The organism is Aquimarina sp. TRL1 (assembly GCF_013365535.1).
In the GTDB taxonomy this organism is placed as follows: Bacteria; Bacteroidota; Bacteroidia; order Flavobacteriales; family Flavobacteriaceae; genus Aquimarina; species Aquimarina hainanensis.
This window is the reverse complement of record NZ_CP053590.1, coordinates 2,484,216-2,505,549: the sequence shown is the minus strand read 5'-3', so window position 1 is coordinate 2,505,549 and position 21,334 is coordinate 2,484,216. Positions and strand designations below refer to the sequence as shown.

Below are 21,334 nucleotides of genomic sequence, written 5' to 3'. Positions count from 1 at the left end.
AAACAAGTGTATTTAATGAAGCAGAGGATTTTCGTAATTGTATTATTTTTAATCGGCAGCGCAACTCTTTTTTCACAAACAAAAGTAAGTGGAAAAGTGTTAGACAGCAATAGTACACCTATTCCTTTTGCGAATATCGTTTTTAAGAATTCAACCATAGGAACGATTACCGATGAAAATGGAAGCTTCTATATGGAATCAGACAAAAACCACACCTCTATAAGTGTTTCTTTTGTCGGATTCCAAACTAAAAGCATCACGCTAAACAAGAGAACTTCCTACAATATGGAAATTACCCTTGAAGAAGAAGCTGCTGCTCTTGATGAAGTCGTTATATACAAAGGAAAAACCTCGAAAAAGAACAACCCTGCTATTGATATTCTTCGAAAAATATGGGAATACCGAAGAGAAAACGGGATTAAAAAGTTTAAACAATACAGCTATAATAAATACGAAAAACTGGAATTCGATATCAACACCATTGATAGTGCCTTTATAAACAGCAGAATCTTTAATGGTATGGAGTTTATCTTTGATGATATTGACACCTCCAGAATTACCGGGAAAACCTATCTTCCTATCTTCTTAAACGAGGCAATTTCAACCGTATATGGAGACAATACAACCAATGAGCTAAAGGAAGTATTAAAAGGAAATAAAAACGCCGGATTTAGCGATAATCAAACATTAATTGCTTTTGTAAAAGATTTATATTCTGATTATAATGTTTATGACAATTATCTGAAGTTTTTTGACAAAAGCTTTACCAGTCCTCTATCCAGGACAGGTATAAACGTATACAATTATGTATTAACAGACAGTGCGTATATCGACAATAAATGGTGCTACAATATCATCTATTATCCCAGAAGAAAAAACGAACTTACCTTTAAAGGTGATTTCTGGGTTAATGACACCACTTGGGCGATTAAAGAAATTAATCTGGAAGTTACTAAAAGTGCCAATATAAACTGGGTAAAAGATCTCTATATAGAACAAGAATTCAAAGTATTAAATGATTCTATTTTCTTAATTACAAAAGACTATTTCCAATCTGATTTTGCTTTTAATAAAAAAGAAAAGTCCAGAGGTATTTACGGTAAGAGAACCACGTTATACGACGATTACAAATTCGATAGAAAAAAAGACAAAAAATTCTACCGCAGTCAGGTCGATCCTTATAACTACGATGTTTACAACAGAGAAGATTCATTCTGGAAAAATGCCCGAATGGAAGAGCTAAATAAGGATGAAAAAAAAGTATACAAGCTATTAGACACTTTAAAAACAGTTAAAGCTTTTAAACGTCTTTATAATATCGGTACCATCTTAGCTTCAGGATATATTGAATTCAATAATTTTGATTTTGGTCCTTTATTTTCTACTGTAGGATATAATGATATTGAAGGTTTACGTTTAAGAGCCGGGGGTAGAACATACTTCTCTCCTAATGATCGATGGAGAATCGAAGGGTATGGTGCTTATGGTTTTAAAGACAATAAATTTAAATATGGTCTTTCTGGTAAAATACTTGTCGACAGAAAATCCAGATTGATTATCTCTGGCGGGAACCGAAGAGATGTAGAACAATTAGGAGCCAGTCTCACAAACACTAATGATGTAGAAGGAAGAAGTTTAGCTTCCTCTTCGGTAATCATGACGGGAGACAATAACCGACTTACTTCTATTAATTTATCTGCTTTTAACCTTCAGATAGAGCCTGCAAGAAATTTCACTATTGGAGTGACAGGTACTTTCCGAGCTTTAAAGCCTGCAGACAGATCTCTCTTTAGTCTTGATTTTATAGATCCCGATACTAATGAGATAAGACAAGAAATTAAACAAACAGAAATTTCGACCCGACTAACCTATACTCCTGGAAGAAAAACAACAGGATATGGCGTCGATAGAATTGTTGTGAATGATGGAGATTATGCTCAGCTATTTCTTAATTATAGTGCTGGAATAAAAGGGTTATTAGAAAGTGATTTTGACTACGAGAAAATACAATTATACTACAGACAACCATGGAACATTGGCGGATTTGGAGTTTTAAACAGCTCATTAGAGCTTGGAAAAACCTACGGAACTGTTCCTCTAGGGCTCCTAAGTGTAATTCCTGGTAACCAAACCTATCTATCGATATACAACACTTTCCCGTTACTTAATTTTTATGAATTCACAACAGATACTTATGCCTCTCTTCATTTAGAGCATAATTTTAATGGGAGAATTTTTTCCAGAATCCCCTTATTAAGAAAACTAAACCTAAGAGAATTAGTAGGTCTTAGAGGTGTTTGGGGAGAATTATCGGATGAAAATATAGCCATGAGTGCCCCTTCTAATATCCCTCTACTCGCTCCTGATGACGAGGTTTATTGGGAATATAGCTTAGGAGTGGGGAATATTTTCAAAATCTTCAGAATCGATTTTCATTTCAGAGGGAACTATTTTGACAATCCCGATGCCCGAAAGTTTGGAGTTACAGGATCTTTTGGATTTTACTTCTAATATATCATTCTTCGGAAAACCAAAATTATTTTACAGATTTTACAAAATTTCGCCTAGGGTTTTAACGTAAAGTTAATTTTGCGAAAACCATTATATTTTTCGTCTATAAATTTCCCCTACGGCTAAGGAATAACTATATTTGACGCCGATTTAAAAAAATAGAAAAAATATGAGCGCAGCAACTCGTGATAGTTTTGATGTACTAATCGAAATACCTAAGGGAAGTAGAAATAAATACGAATACGACTTTGATATGAAAAAAATACGATATGATCGTATGATTTTCTCTTCAATGATGTACCCGGCTGATTATGGATTCATTCCTGAAACTTTAGCACTAGACGGAGATCCTTTAGACGTATTAGTATTAGTTACAGAACCTACATTCCCAGGTTGCGTAATCGAAGTGAAGCCTATTGGTGTTTTTCACATGGCTGATGAAAAAGGACCAGATGAAAAAATCATTTGCGTTCCAATTTCTGACCCTATTGCTAACAGAATTTCTGATATCAATGAACTAAACCCTCATTTAATCCAGGAAATAGAGCATTTCTTCCAGGTGTATAAAGATTTGGAAAAGAAAAAAGTTGATGTAGGTGACTGGGGGAATGTTACCGAAGCTAAGGACATTATCAAAGCTTGTGTAAAACGTTTTGACGAATTAGCAGATAAACCAAAAGGACTTTTTAGCATTGCATAAATAGCACCTGATATAAAAGCATAAAAAAGCCAACTATTGAACATAGTTGGCTTTTTTATATTGCTATTTTCTACAGAAAAAACCCATATTTTATACTCTTCTTACCTCCTATTTTTCTCTTCAATTCTGAAATAACCTACATCCCGTATTAAAAATACGCGATAAGCTTTCTTTTTATTTTTAACAACTCTTTCCATCACTTTAACATAAAAAAAAGAAGCTTCTCTTTTCCTTCATCTTCTCTATCTTGATGAATTTCATTACATTTAACTACTTATTAACTAAAATCACACATATGAAATCAAACATAATTTATGTGCCAATTGCCTTATCTATATTAGGATTACTTTTCATGTTTATAAAAATGTCCTGGGTAAAAAAACAAAGTCCCGGGAGCGAGAAAATGCAGAATATCTCCAAAAGCATTAAAGAAGGAGCTTTAGCATTTTTAGCCGCAGAATACAGGTTACTACTCGTATTTGTTATTGTAGCTTCTGTTGCATTATTTAGCATATCCTTATTTGTTGAGACAACTAGCTGGATGATTGTTCCGGCTTTTATATTTGGTGCAATTTTTTCAGCACTTGCTGGTAATATCGGAATGCGAATTGCTACTGATGCCAATGCAAGAACAGCTGAAGCTGCCAAAACCAGTCTTCCTCAAGCCCTCAAAGTATCTTTTGGAGGAGGAACTGTTATGGGACTAGGTGTTGCTGGTCTGGCAGTATTAGGATTAAGTATTTTCTTTTTATTCTTCATCAACCAATTTATGGGCAATGAAGGATCTTTCTATACCAATATGACTATCGTACTAGAAGCTTTGGCTGGGTTCTCCCTTGGTGCTGAATCTATCGCTCTTTTTGCCAGAGTTGGAGGAGGAATATATACCAAAGCGGCAGATGTAGGAGCTGACCTTGTAGGAAAAGTAGAAGCAGGAATCCCTGAAGATGACCCAAGAAACCCTGCAACTATTGCAGATAATGTTGGGGATAATGTTGGAGATGTTGCAGGAATGGGAGCGGATCTTTTTGGATCATATGTAGCGACTGTTCTTGCTGCCATGGTTTTAGGTAATTATGTCATTAGAGATATTTCTGCAAATTCCCAGTTTTCAGATGATTTCGGAAATATGGGGCCTATATTACTCCCTGTAGTTATAGCTGGAGTTGGTATTCTAGCCTCGATTATTGGAACTTTTCTGGTAAGTATTAAAGATAACAATGCTAAAGAAGCAAACGTACAGAAAGCACTTGATCTAGGTAATTGGGTAGCAATTGGACTAACTGTAATTGCCAGCTACTTCCTTATTGATTTTATGCTTCCTCAAACACTACAGATGAACTTTTTTGGAGAAGGAATTAAAAACATCTCTTCTCTAAATGTTTTCTATGCTACAATCATAGGATTGGCAGTAGGTGCGTTAATTTCGATGGTTACAGCATACTATACCAGTCTGGGAAAAAAACCAGTTTTAGACATTGTACAAAACAGTTCTACGGGAGCTGCCACCAATATTATTGCCGGGCTATCTGTAGGAATGAAATCAACCTTTTCATCCGTATTATTATTTGCTGCTGCCATATATGGTTCTTATGAGCTTGCTGGTTTTTATGGGGTGGCTATGGCCGCTTCTGCAATGATGGCTACTACAGCTATGCAACTTGCTATTGATGCTTTTGGACCTATTGCAGATAATGCAGGAGGAGTTGCTGAAATGAGCGAACTGGAAGACCATGTAAGAGAACGTACCGATATTCTCGATTCTGTAGGAAACACAACTGCTGCTGTCGGTAAAGGATTTGCCATTGCATCAGCTGCACTAACCGCATTAGCACTATTTGCAGCCTATGTAACTTTTACAGGTATTGACGGAATAAATATTTTTAAAGCAGATGTACTTGCAGCCCTGTTTGTCGGAGGGATGATCCCAGTAGTATTCTCTGCACTGGCTATGAAATCAGTAGGAAAAGCAGCCATGGAAATGGTACAAGAAGTACGAAGACAGTTCAAAGAAATACCAGGGATTATGGAAGGAACCGGAACCCCTGAATATGCAAAATGTGTAGACATCTCTACAAAAGCAGCACTTAAAGAAATGATATTACCAGGACTAATCACTATTATCTCTCCAATCATAATTGGTGTATTATTTGGTGCTGAGCCACTAGGAGGGTATATGGCTGGAGTTTGTGTTTCTGGTGTGATGTGGGCAATTTTTCAGAATAATGCAGGAGGTGCCTGGGATAATGCAAAAAAATCCTTTGAAGCAGGAGTAGAAATTGATGGAGAAATGACCTACAAAGGTTCTGATGCACATAAAGCTGCGGTTACAGGAGATACGGTTGGCGATCCATTTAAAGACACATCTGGTCCTTCTATGAATATCCTGATAAAACTAACTTGTCTTGTCGGTCTTGTAATTGCTCCGCTCCTAGGTAATCACAGTGGAGAAACAGCTGTAGCTGAAACTAAAAAAGAAATACGTGTAGAAATGAAAAAAGAACACGATAGCACAACTGCAACCGTTACAATTTCTTCTACTCAAAAAGGAAAACAACTACAAGAAACACGAACTATTGTAGGTAGTGAAGCAGAAGTGAAGGCTGAAATTGAAAAGATTAAGGCAACCTTACAATAATTTTAAAACAAAATACCTTCAAAAAACCTCGCTTATAAGCGAGGTTTTCTATCTTTATCCCTCATTAACAGATCTATGTTTAAAAAAAAACCATTACGTATCAACTCATATTTAAGCTATGGATCTGCTATTAAAAGCCGAATTACCGGTCGGGCACTAAAGGATAAGAATATTGAATTTAGTAGTGGTCTCGGTATCCGAAAAACTCTCAAAAACTTTTATAAACAATTCGAGAGTGATGAAATTCCTCATATTAAAATCAAGCTAACCCTTGCTGATGGTACTACTTTTATCACCACCACTGACGAAGAAGGGTACTATCATTTTGACAAAGAAAAGATTGTACAGCATACAAATGTTCTAAAAAACACCTGGACTCCTTACACAGTATCTTTTCTGGACTGTAAACAACCTATAACAGCTAATAATAGCTTCAAAGGAGAAATCCTGATTCCAGATTCCATGGCTACCTACGGAGTAATTAGCGATATAGACGATACCATTCTCCACACAGGAGTTACTTCTTTATTTAAATGGCGTGTTATTATAAATACTCTTTTTAAAAACTTCGATAAAAGACTCCCACTAGAAGGCACAGTAGACTTTTATAAAAAACTACACCAAGGAACCAGCCCTTCTCATAAAAACCCTATTTTTTATGTAAGCAACAGCCCCTGGAACCTATACGATTATCTCACTGCATTTCTGAACACTTATAGTTTTCCTAAAGGTCCCATTTTATTAAGAGATTTCAGGACTCCATTTGACAAAACTCCAAAACCAAAAATACCACACAAAGAACAAGAAATCATCAACCTTCTTACAACCTATCCTGAAATGAAATTTATATTGATTGGTGATTGTGGAGAAAAAGATGCTGATATTTATATCGCTATTACCAAAAAATATCCAGATAGAATCCTGGCAATTTATTTAAGAAGTGTAAATCACCAAAAAAAAGAACAGAGAATCCAAAAACTAATTGATACTCACAGCTCTTGTCCCACGCTTATCATTCACTCTTCTGCAGAGGCAGAACAACATGCGCAAAAAGCAGGATTCATCAAATAATTATTTTTTTAAAGATCTCACCTCCTCGGTTAAACTCATCATCGCATCCTGAAGTTTTTTAATATCCAATGTTTCTCCCGTCGTATCAATATTAAAACTCAACTTACTATTGACTTCCCATAATTCCATAATATCGTGAGATGCTATTGTTACCGGAGGATATTCAGGATTCAGAGAAATTAATGTAACTTCGGTATTATCATCACTTCTGCGAATCTTTTTAACCAGTACACTATCTGCCAAGACGACAACACAGATACTATTATTACCAATCTCCGCCAACGATGCAACTCCTTTGCCAATTACCCATTCTTTAGGTTCTAAAGAAGGCAACATACTATCCCCTTCTACCTGAAACCCTCTATAGCTAGCATGTCTGTATTCGGGCAGAGGAATATCAAAAGCCGGTAATTGCTGATACCAATCTACATCTTGAATATTATGTGGATATCCAGCAGCTGCTTTAATATTAACCAAGACCATATTTTCATTATCAGTGCTATCAACCGTTACTACTTTTGGAGAGACATCTACACTATTCCAATAAATTTCTTTTTTATTACTCTCTCCAAACAACCACAGAGGATTTATATTAAAGTGTTCCAACAATTTAGCCACTACTAATCCTGAAATTTTTGTTTTCCCTCTTTCTATATCTGCTGTTGAATTTTTTATTCCTAGTAATTTAGCAAATTCAGATTGTGTATATCTGTGATCTTCCCTTATTTGTTTAAATCGCTTTATAATGTCTGAAGTATCTCCCATAGAAAGAGTATTAGAATATTTTTAAGGTTAAATTTGGAATCTTTACTACACAAAGATACGCAATTTAGGAATATTTCCTTTTTTTATTGTTTTTTATTTGCTGTAAATGGAAATATTCCATAATTTTGGAAAAAATACAAATACAGATACTTTTATGTCAGCATCATATATCTCAACAACTTCTTTTACTACAGAAAAAATCATTCGACATTCATTGGACAACGCCATGTCAACATTAGAAAAATTACATAAAGAATTAATCAAAAAAGGATATAACTTCCTAAGAAACTACACTATAGAAAATTATAAATTTGATTTTTATTGTCCGGTTTCTAAGGTTGCAATAGAAATAGACAGTTATACACATGAATCGTATGACATCTATAATCAGGATGCAACTAAAAAGCTATGTATTCCTTCTCTAGGTATAACCGTATTAAGGTATACAGATTATCAGATACTAATTGATATGGATGAAATATTGAGAAACTTAAAAAACAATCATGTTGCCTCTTCAGTAACTCATACAGCTAACAAAGCAATACACTAAGCAAACCATTATACACAAAAAACTGATAAAAAAGAGTTTACATACACTACTTCATATTTTCACCCCTACAAAAACTATTATTTCTTTTATCAAAACTTATTATTTCTAATAGTTACTATAAAAAAACAGAGTAATATGAAATAAAATATTAAATTTGGAGTTTAATAACCCGTTAAATCATATTTTATCAATTATGAAAAAAGTTTTATTAGGAGCAATTGCTCTAATGTTCTTATCAGTTATCTCATGTAAAGAAGCTACTGATAAAGCTCAAGATGCTGCTGACAAAGTAGAAGAAGCTGCAACTGAAGCAAAAGAAGAAGTAAAAGAAGCTGTTACTGAAGTAAAAGAAGAAGTAAAAGAAGCTGTTACTGAAGCTACTGATGCTGTTTCTTTCAGCAACCCTGCTGTTCAAGAATACGTTAAGGCTTATGATGCATACATTGCTGATTACGCAAAAGCAATCGAAAGCAAAGATGCTACTGCTTTATCTTCTTTAGCTACTAAAGGTCAGGAATTAGCTACTAAAGCTCAGGAATTCACAAAAGATCTTACTGCTGAAGACGCTAAAAAATTAGGAGAGTACACTACTGCTGCTGCTAAAAAATTACAAGAATTAAGCGCTAAATTAGCTCAGTAATTCAACCTATAATTATGCAATACATATTGCATAAAACCAGAAGAGCCACATATATTTATGTGGCTCTTTTTATATCTGTATTTCTGTTTTTTTTACGACATCCATTCTACTTTATCTGCGATCGTATTTCTTTTTGAAACCAGCTCCACATCTTCCTTATCGTAGCCTCCTAAATAAAAGAAGCCTAAACATTTTTCTCCTTCACCTAATTCAAAAAATTCATGCATATACGTTATTAGCTTAGGACTACTCCAATAACACCCAATATCATTCGCCGTGCATGTTAACCACATATTCTGAACTGCCATTGCTGTAGAAGCAATTTCTTCCCACTCTGGAACACGCTCTTTTAAGTCCCGCTGCATGCAAATCGCTATAATCGTATGAGCAGCTTTGCAGTTGTTTTTTATTTTTTTATGCTTAAACGGAGAAAAGTTCTCATCATCAGTAATATCTGCATAAGTATCCGCCAGAAAAGCTCCTAATCGCTCTTTGGCTTCTCCCTGAATCACCTTAAACCTCCATGGTTCAGTCATTTTATGCGTCGGTGCCCAATTCGCATTCTCTAATAAAGTATTTATAAATTCATTGGTAATTGCTGTATCATTATATTGAGCAGGAAAAATCGATCTTCGATTTTTCATCAGCTTATTAATTTCTTTTTCTATCATTATTTTTTAAAATCAAAACATTAAAACGAAGATTTTTGCATCTTCATTATTTTCTTATCGAAGCAACTCCTTATTTCGCAACTATGAGAAATTGTTTTTTACCTTGCTTCTTTAATCTATAGTTCTTCCTAATATCACTTCCCCCATCCAGATCCAGCGAATCAGACACATATGCAATCCAGTCTTCTCTATGTACAATAGCATTATCCAATTTCACAGCTGTCAAATTTGCTTTCTTTAATTTTGTTCCCCAGAGTGTCGCTTCAGACAAATTAGCCCCGGTTAAATCTACTCCAAACAGATTTGCATTTGTAAAATTAACCCCTATCAATTCGGCTTTTTTCATATCCGCTTTGTACAAATTTGCTTGACTCAGGTCTGATTCTGACAAAAAAGTCCCTGTAAGATTCGCCTCTTTAAGCTCTACTCTTTTGAGGTTTCCTTCCACGATCTCCGAACCACTAAAATCAGAATGATTTAGCCTTGCAAACTGTAGTAACGCTCCTCTTCCCAAGTTGGCATTTTTAAGACTTGTGTAGTTAAAATCTCCAGTAAGAAAAATATCTCTCGAAGACTGCTTCCCTATTTGACTTCTCAATAAGGCAAACAACAGCTGTCCCTTTTCTGGGCTAATCGGCTTTTCTATTAACTGATCATTCTCTTTGAATTGATATGGTTTCATCGCCATAGAGAGACTCACAATTCTAGCTTCTAATGTCCTGCTAATACTTCGTTCTCCACTAGCTTTATTTTTTAGTTCCTGGTTTACATCGCTAAGAACATCTCCCATAACAGTTACCAAAGAAGAACGTCTATCTGCTTCTATCAAACTGTTTTGACTTTTAATCATTGCATTTTGATTATACAATAATTTTGTCTGATACAATAAAACCAGAGAAGGGATTACCGCCATTAAAATAGCAAACAAACCAATTCTTGTGACACGCCAAATAACATTAGAGGTTACATCTGATACAGTATCTACTGATACAGATTTCCGTTCTTTATATTCATGAATAGCATTACTAATACTCTTTTTTAAAGGAACTCCAAAAAGAGGTACGCTCAACAAACCAATAAGTCCTTTTTTTATTTTATTTGACTTTTGCTTTTGCTTATTGATTTTACCCAACCGCTTTTTAAGCTCCTTATTTTCATTCTCTAACCGAGTTATATATTCCTGCTGTTCCACGCTAAAAAAATATTAGTATTAACTTAATTCTCCGTAGTATTTTGCTCTGTTGCTAATAAAGCAAAATGCTCCTATAACAATATAGATCATTACAAAAGCATTCGCAACAGTTCTATGTTTAAACGATGCCGGAAATCTCAACAACTTCGTTTACATCCTGATCATAATCAACGCCATCAACTTTAAAACCAAATAGATTAAAGAAGTCTGTTTCATATCCTTTGAGGTCACCGATATCTTGCAAGGTTTCTGTCGTTGCTTCTTTCCATAAAGCAGCTATTTTTTCTTGTACATCCGGTCTCATTTCCCAATCATCAACACGAATACGTCCCTTTTCATCTAATGCTATATCTCCCGTATACAATCGCTCATTAAATAAACGATACATTTGTTCTATACATCCTTCATGTATTCCTTCCTCCTTCATTACCTTATACAATAATGATATGTATAATGGAATCACAGGAATAGCGGAACTAGCTTGCGTAACTAAAGCCTTATTGACAGATACATAAGCTTTTCCTCCTATGTCCTTTAATTTATCGGAAATAGTAAATGCTGTAGCTTCGAGATGATCTTTTGCTTTTCCAATAGTTCCTTTTCTATATACCGGTTCTGTCAGCTCAGGACCAATATAAGAATATGCTATGGTAGTTGCATTAGGAGCTAATACTTCTGCTTTTTTCATGGCATCTATCCATAATTCCCAATCATCTCCTCCCATTACAGCAACCGTATTCTCTATATCTTTATCATCTCCTGGTTGAATTTCTATATCAGAAACAACCCCTGTATGAAAATCTACTGTTTTATTTTTAAAAGAACCTCCAATTGGTTTTAATACAGACTTAAATCGCTCTCCTGTATCTGGGTGTGTACGAACAGGAGAGGCCAGACTATACACAACCAAATCGACCTGCCCCAAATCTTCTTTAATTAATGCGATGGTCTTTTCTTTTATTTCGTTAGAAAAAGCATCTCCATTAATACTTTTGGCATAGATATCTTCTTCGTGTGCAAATTTTTCAAAAGCAGCAGAATTATACCATCCGGGAGAACCAGGTCTCCCTTTAGTTCCCGGTTTGTCAAAAAAGACCCCAACAGTTGCTGCTTTCGAGCCAAAAGCGCTTGTAATACGAGAGGCAAGACCAAAACCAGTCGAAGCTCCTATTATCAATACTTTTTTAGGACCGGAGATTTCTCCTTTGGTCTTTACATATTCTATTTGATTTTTCACATTTTGCTCACATCCTTTAGGGTGTGATGTAAGGCAAATAAACCCTCTAGTTCTTGGTTCTATAATCATCAATAAATCTTTTTAGCGAATTAAAACATATCATCTGATTTTATAAATCTGATCATATTTTGTTGACTAAAATAAGCAATCTACAGTAATCCATTAAGAGAAAATCTCTTAATGTTGAGGAATCTAATTAAGAACGTATATAGAAACAAATACCCTTAGTGTATTGATTCATCAATACCCGGAATAGAAAGATGCATTCTACAGGAATACCTGTAGGAAATTTGCTTGCATATACAACCTCTTCTTTTCTATTGTATATTATTATCAACTAGCATTTCATCATAATCCAGATGAAATAATATCCCCAGAACCAAATCTTCTAATCCTTTGAGTACACCCCTGTCAGCTTTTAAGTTTACTTCAGCTCTTATGGTACTAAATTTTATTGCTTTGTGTCCTTCTTCTTTGCATTTAGGGCATTTGCAAAATACCTGGGCAGACCTAATTACAGATAAAAAACCCCGAACTTCCTCCTTGGTCATAATAAATCCGATATCATCAAGCCATAGTTGTATATTCTCACAAGGTTCTTCTTCTACTATCTGTATTTTATATCCGGAACCATAGTCGTTGCTATATAAAGCAGTTAATGTATGCATGGTTTACTTTTTATTCTACAAATTTATTGATTATTCTTATTTAGAATAATTTAAAATAGATTATTTTTGTTCTTAAAAATTCTAAAAAGAAAAATAGATGAAGAAAATAGGTCTGTTTTATGGTTCTGATACCGGATGTACTGACGACGTAACTAAAGACTTAACAGAAGCTTGGGGAGCTGATCAGATTGATGTTCACGAAGTATGTGATGTTTCAAAAGATGATTTCGAACAATATGACATCCTACTATTAGGGCTTTCTACATGGTACGATGGAGATCTGCAAAGTGATTGGGAAGACTTTTTTGATGAGTTTCAGGAAATTGATTTCACTGATAAGGTAATAGCTATCTATGGATTGGGAGATCAGGTAGGATACACAGAATACTTTGTAGATGGAATAGGGATTCTTGCCGAAGTAATTCTAAAAAATGGAGGGCAAATCATTGGACACTGGCCAGTTGCAGAGTATAACTTCAGAGAATCAAAGGCAGTCATTCCTGATAATGAAGACATGTTTTATGGGCTTGCTATTGATAATGATAATGAATCAAACCTTACTGATACAAGACTCGAAAAATGGATTGATCAGGTAAAAACAGAATTAGAACAAACTACTGTTTACAACGCTGTTGGCTAAATAGCCCTATGCAATACAGTATTGATTATACATACAGTTATATTCGTAGTTGTTATTTATTAGTAACTACGAATATAATTGAACACTACTGTATGCTTTAATTATGAAGAATCCCTTGAAGGTGTATCCTTTGTGCCTTAAGAATAAGATTCAATGCTTCATCCTTAGATTTTCCTTTATAGTATAATTTATCAATCCATAGATAAATTATAGTTTCATAAGGTTCACCATGTGTAAGCGCAATCATAAAACGATTGATATCTAACTTCAGCCACTGTAGTAAATCTGTTAGAAACATGGTTTTATCAATATTTAAATCCGGGGTCATTCCTTATAGTATAACTAATTAAATCAGGTGGTAAAGATATATACATCCTACAAAGGTCTCAAGGGGGATTTTCCCCCTATTTTATTTACTATCAAAAACTTATAAATCCAAAAAGACTAAATCATCCTACAAATCACTATGAAAGCCTGATTATAAACAAAATACCGAAACGGCAAGTACATCTATGCAGTTGATTAAAAATCAACATTTTACGGTTAAACCGTAATTTATATTAGTTTTCAACACAGGATTTAACAAAATTTTACGAGAATCACGCTGCATGAAAAAGCTTACACAAAAATTAAAGCCATAAGATTATCGGCTTTTTTTAAAAAAAGAATACTCTTATCATACCATAACACAGAATTGTCATATACATATATCTTGTATCAAAAGTTTATACGATTATAAACATCCTTAATAGTATCTGAAACAACCTTCCCAATTTTTTCTAAAAAATATAGTATATCTCATTCAATTTTAGAATATTTGTATCACATATGAAAAGAGTTTATACACATAGTACGTCTAAATGGCTCATCAGAACTTTCCTTTGTTCGATGAAACAACCTTATAACTTATTCAAAGAGGACTCTATGTATTTTTAATACTGATACTATAAAAACAGATATTATATATAAGCGTCCGAAAAAATCGGACGCTTTTTTTTTGTACCAAAATCAATCAAAATGAAAAACAAATAAAAAAGTAAAAAATATACGTATTGAGAAGTAAGCAACAGGGAGACAGACAATTGCCATAAAACTCTATTATCCGTAGTATTACGGACAGGGTGCTTATGTTCTAAAAACAAATACTAACACATTGATTAACAGTAAATTAAATCAAAAAAAGATTTGTTTTATTAAATATTATCTACATATTTGCATCAGCAATTCGCTAATCAATTTTATATAATTTATAAATCACTTGACATGAAAAACAAATGTACAATCCAACAACGTAGAAGCTACGTAAAAAAACAAAAAAGCGTCCATAGCCATCAACAAAGATGATAGTGATATTATATTGTTAATACTATGAGACGCCCTTAAAGGCGTCTTTTTTTTGTTTCAATCTCAAAAAAACAAAAGACAGGGTAGCTTAATGGCAAAGCAACAGTCTGCAAAACTGTTTTATTGTGAGTTCGAGTCTCACCCTTGTCTCTTTTGACACAGAAGCACTACTCGTTTTCTGACTGTCTCTCAGAAATACTATACACCTTATACAAAGAGTAGTGCTTTTATTAAAAGAAATTGCTTTTACCAAACAAAAAAAGAGATGTAAATAATCATTACTAAATCATACTATTTTTTTAATTAACAATCAATCAAAATGAAAACGAACATCAATCATAAATACACCGCTTCAAATCTATTCGAAAAATGGTTTCACAGCTACATAAACAGTTTAACAAAACTACTATACCCTCTGGAAGATCCTCCGGTAGGGAAACTCGACCCATCTCATTCTAATGAGAAATTAACCAGAATATTTTATAAATAATTATGATCTGAACAGTATTAAACAAAACGAAAACGATCATAATTAATGTAGTGTTGGATAGTGTACAATTTATTAAAATTGTTTTTCCCTAATTGCTTCGGGAGCGCAATAGGGGCTATCCAACTCAATTTTTATTATAAAGGATTAAGCACTATTTCGAAGAGATCCTCTCCTGTATATACTAGACAAACACTTATTCTACCCTCTCTATACGCATTAAAAAACTACAAATAGCGGTAAATAACCACCCTAATGAAGGTTTTTCCTTCAAAAAATAATTTTATATCGTGTAGAAATTCTACACTTATTTATTTTTTTTCTACATATTTCCACAATATTTTAAAACCTTAACTCTTCAATAGACACATAACAATCTTACTATCAATAAGTTATAATTTAAAAAGATTTTAGCGTATTTGGCATAATTTTCTATAATTCAATGAATTAACTAAGACAATTATATTGTTAACACACAAACTCAAACCACATGAAAAACTTTCATTTCAAAAAAGGAGAGGTGACACCTCGTGCCTTTAAAACACTGCATCTTTTTATCCTATTTGTCATATGCTATGTAGGAATCGTATCCGCACAAGACACCCCATATGTTCTAGGAAAAGAATCCATTTTTCAAGAAGTACTAAACCAACAAAAAAATAGTACACTAACACTTAAAACCTCAGACACCGAAACACTATCTGTCAAAATAAATATTAAAGAAGGAGATAATACAAACTATTCAATTATTGGAAGTGTATTACTTCAGGAAAAATCCAATGGTTTAGAACCACTATTCTCGGTTCGAAAATTCAATGGATTATTAGAAGGAGAAATCATTATGTATGAGCAAAAAAAGGCGTATAAGATTTCTTCTGGAGATCAGGGAAATGTTCTTATTGCTGAAGCTGACATCAATGAACTATTATGTGTTGAATTCGAATCTGAAGAAGTTACAGATTCTTCAGCTCCTGTTAACACCAAAGCCGCAGTACCAAGCTTGGAAAGTCTACCTGGAGCTACTGCTGTTATCTATCTTGATTTTGACGGAGAAGTTGTATCTGGCACCCGCTGGTTAAACGGTCGTACTATTAATGCTAGACCTGCTGGTTTTAGTGATCAGAAGATCTTAACTACTTGGAGAATTATGGCGGAAGATTTTTCTGCATTTAATATCAACGTGACTACGCGAAGAGATGTTTTTGACAGAGCTCCTAAGAATCGAAGAATGATGTGTATTTTTACAACGACTAAAGATGCAGCTCCATCTGCAGGAGGGGTTGCTTATTTAAACTCTTTTAGTTGGAATACAGATGATCCTTGCTGGGTATTTAACCTAGGAAACAGATCTGCCGGAGAAACAGGATCTCATGAAATCGGACATACACTCGGATTATCACATGACGGAATCAGATCTGGTACTACTTACTACTCTGGTCACGGACAATGGAGCCCTATCATGGGATGGAGTGCCAGCAAACCTATTGGACACTGGAGTAAAGGAGAATATAACAATGCAAATCAAAAAGAAGATGATTTAGCGATTATTGCCGGAAGCAGAAACGGATTTGGTTATAAACAAGATGATCATTCTAACTCTACAAATGGGGCTACAGCCATAGTTGCAGATGCTGGTGGAAATGTAAAAAAAGAGGACAATAACGGTATCATTACTACTCGCCAAGATAAAGACCTTTTCTCATTTACCACTTCAGGAGGAAATGCCAGCTTCAACTTTGACCCGGATCCTTATTATCCAAACTTAAACATAAAAGCCCGTATTCTTAATGCACAAGGACAAGAAGTAGCCTCTTCAGATCCTTCCGGGTTAAAAGCAAGTATCTCTACAAACCTTGCGAAGGGTACATACTATATAGAAATTGATGGTGTCGGAGAAGGAAATTTATCATCAGGATACTCTGATTACTCGTCTATTGGATATTTCTCTATTTCTGGAAAATATATTGCCGGAAGCGACGGAGGAGATACTACAGCGCCATCAACTCCAGGAAACCTGACTGTAAGTGCAACTACGCAATCATCAGTTTCTTTATCCTGGACAGCGTCTACAGATAATGTAGGAGTTACAGGATATGACGTATATCAAGGAAATACTATGGTTAGTTCTGTAAGTGGAACCTCTACAACAGTTAACGGACTTACCCCAAGTACTACTTATAGTTTCAAAGTAAAAGCAAAAGATGCAGCAGGAAATACATCTGCTTTTAGTAATACCGTTTCTGCTACTACTCAAGGAGGAGACACCACCTGTGATGCTGTTACAGGAGTGAAGGCAACTAATATTACCAAAACCGCTGCTACAATTAACTGGAATGCCGTAAGTACTCCTACATATACGCTAGAATATAAGAAGTCAACTGACGCTACATATACAAGTACAAAAACCACAGAAGCATCAAAAGTGCTTACTGAACTTTCTCCAAAAACAACTTATCAAGTTAGAGTTAAATATACTTGTCCTAATGGAAATAATGACGGAAACATCTGTGAAGGAGTTCCTCCATATAGAAGAGGTACTGGGTATAGACCTGGTGACAAGGTAACGTATGAAGGAAGCTTATACCAGCTAAACAACAACTACCGCTGGGATAAATTAGGTGCTTGTGGTAGTGGAAGCACTGCTAATAGTACTGATGCTCCTTATTCTACTGTGATATCATTCACCACATTGGAAGATACTACAGGAGGATTATGTGATGGTATAGCAGCATGGCGTCCTTACCCTAAAGTATACAGAAGAGGAGAGAAAGCAGTATACAATGGTATCTTATATGAGGCTCAATACAATGGAACATACTGGAATCCAACATACGGCTTCTGGACACGTTTGGGATCTTGTAGCGGAGGCGCATTTGCTACAGAATCATTTGACGAAACTACTGTAGAAAAACTCAGTGTATTCCCTAACCCCGCAACAGATAGAGTTAGTGTGTCATTTATGGGAGGTTCACAACAAACTTCTCACATACAACTAATCAATCTAGTAGGAAAGGTAATTCTACAGAAAGAAGTAAAAGTAACTCCTGGAAGAAATCTGATTCATTTAGATATTTCTGAAATAGAATCTGGAGTATACTTTATTAAAAACGGAACACTGTCTCCTAAAAAAATCGTTATTAACTAATTAAAACATTGTTTGATTATCAGGCTATATATAGACAAACCCCCAATATTCTTAATCAATAAAAGTGATACTTCGAGAAAAAAGGGTTTCTTTCTAAATTACCAGATATCACTTTTATTATAGTCTGTACATCGAGCACTTTTTGGTTCTTCATTCCCTTCTATTTCAGACCATTGAAGGGAATGATAACCAAATCGAATTCTTCTCTAAAAAAAAGTGACTCGATTACGAGCCACTTTCCAAACATCTCAGTTAATAGTATATATTCTCTATATTTGCATACAGAGTCCCTCTAAAAAACATACCATATACTATATGTCTGTATCATTATACTTTCAGGTATATGTTCCCTCCATTGTCCCCTAAGTATCATAACAACATCAGATGTTTTAACTTTCAAAACTTAACACATACATTATTGTCAGGTATACCACTATACAGGTATTCTATATCACTTTTTTTGATAGATCAATCTCTCAGAGATTATCTTATTCACTAACTTCTACCGATTCATCTTTTGCTGTTTTGGACAGCATCATTAATACAAGTCCTAAAACAGTAAGACCAATCCGAATTCCCCAACCAACGGCTGTCCCCCATGAATCTATCCACATCAATATTCTCAATTCATAGTTCAAAAAATTTAAAACTGTAGAAATTAATCCGATAAAAAATAAATATCTCCCTATTTTACTCATCGTTTTGTTATTTTGTTCGAGACAAATTTATGATCAACCATATTCGTATACATCACTAATATCCGTAAAAGATATCCCCCTGTTTTCAGGGACATTGATCTTGCCATGCACGTATATTTATCCATTCACAATACGCTCTTTTTTATATTTAGAAAGAGTGACCTGCTATTGTATCTAAAATTAAGTGGTTGCAAAGTGTTAATTTTTTTTAACACAAAACGAACTCCTCTTCAAACGCTATATTTTTCTTTTCAAATCATTATCAAGCAGATATCATTTGTTTTTTTCTCTAAAATCATTAACTCTTTTTAAGTTTTCTGTTCTTAATTAACAAACTATCGTTAAAGCTGTAATAGCAGAAATTCCATACTCCTCTCACTAGTATATTTGCAATGTTATTCCCCTATTTAATTACTGATAAGAAGCCTATTTTGAAACCTATACACGGTATTCATATTTATTAACCACGCTTATTAAGTCAAAAGCCCTCATGATTGAGGGCTTTTTCTTTTATACTATATTATCGATACATTCTTTGTTTAAATAGTGGAATGACTTTTAATAGTATTATGTGTATGGAAGTTTTCAAATATGAAAAGTGCCTATGTTTTAAAAAGAATAACACCTAATTGTTGGTTGAGAATTACAAAAAATCCTAAACTACTAAAAAGAGCGTATCGCTCGTACATTAAAGGGATTCACTTTTAATCCATCTCTTTGATTTCCATCCCTAAAAAATTGCCACCAGGCTCTGTCATCACTATATTCTGTAGAACTCCAGTAAATCGAATTAGAAAAACTTCCTACGTTCCCTAATCCCAAAGCATTACCGGGTCCTATATTCTGATACATTAAATGCAGTTCATATTTAGACGGTAAATACCAATCTGTATACCCTCCTGAGTTTAAATCCTGACACAATTCGCTTGCATAGCAAGAACTACATGTTCCCTGCCACCTTCTGATTCCCTGACTATTCCCTTCTCCAGCACCGATACCGTTCCCATATGCGAAGGTATCTTTATCACTTCCATTATACCATTGAATTCCTGCACTTTGGTCTGTAGCCATACTCACTAATCCATGACATCCGGATGCATCCAGATAGAATATAATTCCTCCCTGATGGGTATCTCCAATAGATAATCCACAAGTACTGGTAGTACTAACTACATTGTTTGTAATATCTATTCCTGTTCCGGCAGTATAAACTCCCACCTGATCTTCAAACGATCCTCCTCCTTTCGATAGCGTAATCGTTGTTCCTGATCTACTTATTTCTTGCAATTCATTATTAGGATCTGCATCCCCGTCGGTAACTCCGTCCTGTAAAGATGCAAGATTCGTTATGATTGTCCCCTTTCCATCGGTAACCTCCAAATTTGTCCCATTTAATACAACACTCGTATTCATCTCATTATTCGGATCCGCATCCGCATCAGTAACCCCATCCTGTAGAGAAGAAAGATCTGTAATGATAGTTCCCTTCCCATCAGTAACCTCCAGATCGGTTCCATTTAATACAACACTCGTATTCATCTCATTATTCGGATCTGCATCTGCATCAGTAACTCCATCCTGTAGAGAAGAAAGATCCGTAATGATTGTCCCCTTCCCATCAGTAACCTCCAAATTTGTCCCATTTAATACAACACTTGTATTCATTTCATTATTCGGATCCGCATCTGCATCAGTAACCCCATCCTGTAGAGAAGAAAGATCTGTAATGATAGTCCCCTTCCCATCAGTAACCTCCAGATCGGTTCCATTTAGTACAACACTTGTATTCATCTCATTATTCGGATCTGCATCCGCATCATCAACCCCATCCTGTAAAGATGCAAGATCCGTAATGATTGTCCCCTTCCCATCAGTAACCTCCAGATCGGTTCCATTTAATACAACACTCGTATTCATCTCATTATTCGGATCTGCATCCGCATCATCAACCTTATCGTTGGTCACATTTGCCGCAGTATTAGCATACAAAGCATAAGGAACACTCAACAATTGACCTGTCCCCATCACAGAAAAATCATTTCCTCCATTGCTATCAACAGCGGTTTCTATAAAATAAGGACCATTTGCCCAATCAATACTCTTAAAATCATCTGAAGAGTTCCCTGAGCCAATCTCGAGATTTATCAACCCATATGCATTAGTGCTAACCTCAAAAGTTTCTTTATACACTGCTGCTCCGTTTACATTACCTTGCCGAATCGTTAATTGCATTCCGACTGCCTGATTACTTATAATCATATTTCCAGCATCTCTAATTACAGCCTGATATTTAAAAGTTTCAGGAGCTTGCCCGAAACAGCACATAGTAATCATTGCCATTACAAAAAATGGCAGAATTGTTTTTCTCATGATGTTT

General features: G+C 34.8%; 17 protein-coding genes and 1 tRNA gene. 10 read left to right on the top strand and 8 right to left on the bottom strand.

Annotated elements, in window-relative coordinates; all coding sequences use genetic code 11:
• Positions 1-15 precede the first annotated feature (15 nt).
• From HN014_RS10075 to HN014_RS10060, 4 genes are all read left to right on the top strand, one after another.
• The gene (locus HN014_RS10075; protein ID WP_176028755.1) at positions 16-2,511 is read left to right on the top strand and encodes a DUF5686 and carboxypeptidase-like regulatory domain-containing protein; all 2,496 of its coding nucleotides are present in this window, start codon (positions 16-18) and stop codon (positions 2,509-2,511) included.
• 169 nt (positions 2,512-2,680) lie between these two features.
• Complete coding sequence (locus HN014_RS10070) at positions 2,681-3,211, top strand: inorganic diphosphatase (protein WP_176028754.1); 531 nt, start codon at positions 2,681-2,683, stop codon at positions 3,209-3,211.
• A 295-nt stretch (positions 3,212-3,506) separates the two neighbouring features.
• A complete protein-coding gene (locus tag HN014_RS10065) occupies positions 3,507-5,849 on the top strand; it encodes a sodium-translocating pyrophosphatase (RefSeq protein WP_176028753.1) in 2,343 nt (780 codons plus the stop codon).
• A 75-nt stretch (positions 5,850-5,924) separates the two neighbouring features.
• A complete protein-coding gene (locus HN014_RS10060) occupies positions 5,925-6,920 on the top strand; it encodes an App1 family protein (protein WP_176028752.1) in 996 nt (331 codons plus the stop codon).
• Here HN014_RS10060 and HN014_RS10055 read toward each other — a convergent pair whose 3' ends face one another.
• A complete protein-coding gene (locus HN014_RS10055) occupies positions 6,921-7,685 on the bottom strand; it encodes a LexA family transcriptional regulator (RefSeq protein ID WP_176028751.1) in 765 nt (254 codons plus the stop codon). It lies immediately after the preceding gene.
• Positions 7,686-7,839: 154 nt separating this feature from the next.
• Here HN014_RS10055 and HN014_RS10050 point away from each other — a divergent pair, with 154 nt between their 5' ends.
• Both HN014_RS10050 and HN014_RS10045 read left to right on the top strand, forming a co-directional pair.
• The gene (locus tag HN014_RS10050) at positions 7,840-8,235 is read left to right on the top strand and encodes an endonuclease domain-containing protein (RefSeq protein WP_176028750.1); all 396 of its coding nucleotides are present in this window, start codon (positions 7,840-7,842) and stop codon (positions 8,233-8,235) included.
• A 193-nt stretch (positions 8,236-8,428) separates the two neighbouring features.
• The gene (locus HN014_RS10045) at positions 8,429-8,875 is read left to right on the top strand and encodes a hypothetical protein (protein ID WP_176028749.1); all 447 of its coding nucleotides are present in this window, start codon (positions 8,429-8,431) and stop codon (positions 8,873-8,875) included.
• A 92-nt stretch (positions 8,876-8,967) separates the two neighbouring features.
• Here HN014_RS10045 and HN014_RS10040 read toward each other — a convergent pair whose 3' ends face one another.
• From HN014_RS10040 to HN014_RS10025, 4 genes are all read right to left on the bottom strand, one after another.
• Positions 8,968-9,546 carry a nitroreductase gene (locus HN014_RS10040; protein ID WP_176028748.1) on the bottom strand — a complete coding sequence of 193 codons (579 nt, stop codon included), beginning with the start codon at positions 9,544-9,546 and terminating at the stop codon, positions 8,968-8,970.
• 70 nt (positions 9,547-9,616) lie between these two features.
• A complete protein-coding gene (locus HN014_RS10035; protein ID WP_176028747.1) occupies positions 9,617-10,738 on the bottom strand; it encodes a pentapeptide repeat-containing protein in 1,122 nt (373 codons plus the stop codon).
• A gap of 118 nt (positions 10,739-10,856) precedes the next feature.
• Entirely contained in the window at positions 10,857-12,044 is a 1,188-nt protein-coding gene (gene fabV / locus HN014_RS10030) for an enoyl-ACP reductase FabV (protein ID WP_176028746.1), read from the bottom strand.
• A 248-nt stretch (positions 12,045-12,292) separates the two neighbouring features.
• A complete protein-coding gene (locus tag HN014_RS10025; RefSeq protein WP_176028745.1) occupies positions 12,293-12,643 on the bottom strand; it encodes a hypothetical protein in 351 nt (116 codons plus the stop codon).
• A 97-nt stretch (positions 12,644-12,740) separates the two neighbouring features.
• Between HN014_RS10025 and HN014_RS10020 the strand changes: the two genes are divergently transcribed.
• Entirely contained in the window at positions 12,741-13,283 is a 543-nt protein-coding gene (locus HN014_RS10020) for a flavodoxin (RefSeq protein WP_176028744.1), read from the top strand.
• A 97-nt stretch (positions 13,284-13,380) separates the two neighbouring features.
• Here the strand turns inward: HN014_RS10020 and HN014_RS10015 are convergent, their stop codons facing one another.
• Positions 13,381-13,611, bottom strand: a complete 231-nt coding sequence (locus HN014_RS10015) for a hypothetical protein (RefSeq protein WP_176028743.1) — start codon at positions 13,609-13,611, stop codon at positions 13,381-13,383.
• Between the two features lie 1,093 nt (positions 13,612-14,704).
• Here HN014_RS10015 and HN014_RS10010 point away from each other — a divergent pair.
• The 3 genes from HN014_RS10010 to HN014_RS10000 all read left to right on the top strand — a co-directional run bounded on the left by HN014_RS10010 (position 14,705) and on the right by HN014_RS10000 (position 18,259).
• Positions 14,705-14,777 (top strand) — tRNA-Cys (locus HN014_RS10010).
• Positions 14,778-14,946: 169 nt separating this feature from the next.
• The gene (locus HN014_RS10005; RefSeq protein ID WP_176028742.1) at positions 14,947-15,117 is read left to right on the top strand and encodes a hypothetical protein; all 171 of its coding nucleotides are present in this window, start codon (positions 14,947-14,949) and stop codon (positions 15,115-15,117) included.
• Positions 15,118-15,604: 487 nt separating this feature from the next.
• Complete coding sequence (locus HN014_RS10000) at positions 15,605-18,259, top strand: fibronectin type III domain-containing protein (RefSeq protein WP_176028741.1); 2,655 nt, start codon at positions 15,605-15,607, stop codon at positions 18,257-18,259.
• Between the two features lie 488 nt (positions 18,260-18,747).
• On the opposite strand, the gene HN014_RS09995 is transcribed toward HN014_RS10000, so the two are convergent.
• Together HN014_RS09995 and HN014_RS09990 are read right to left on the bottom strand one after the other, a co-directional pair.
• Positions 18,748-18,957, bottom strand: coding sequence for a hypothetical protein (locus HN014_RS09995; RefSeq protein WP_176028740.1), 210 nt, complete (start codon positions 18,955-18,957; stop codon positions 18,748-18,750).
• 663 nt (positions 18,958-19,620) lie between these two features.
• Positions 19,621-21,327, bottom strand: a complete 1,707-nt coding sequence (locus HN014_RS09990) for a DUF1566 domain-containing protein (RefSeq protein WP_176028739.1) — start codon at positions 21,325-21,327, stop codon at positions 19,621-19,623.
• Between the last annotated feature and the right edge of the window lie 7 nt (positions 21,328-21,334).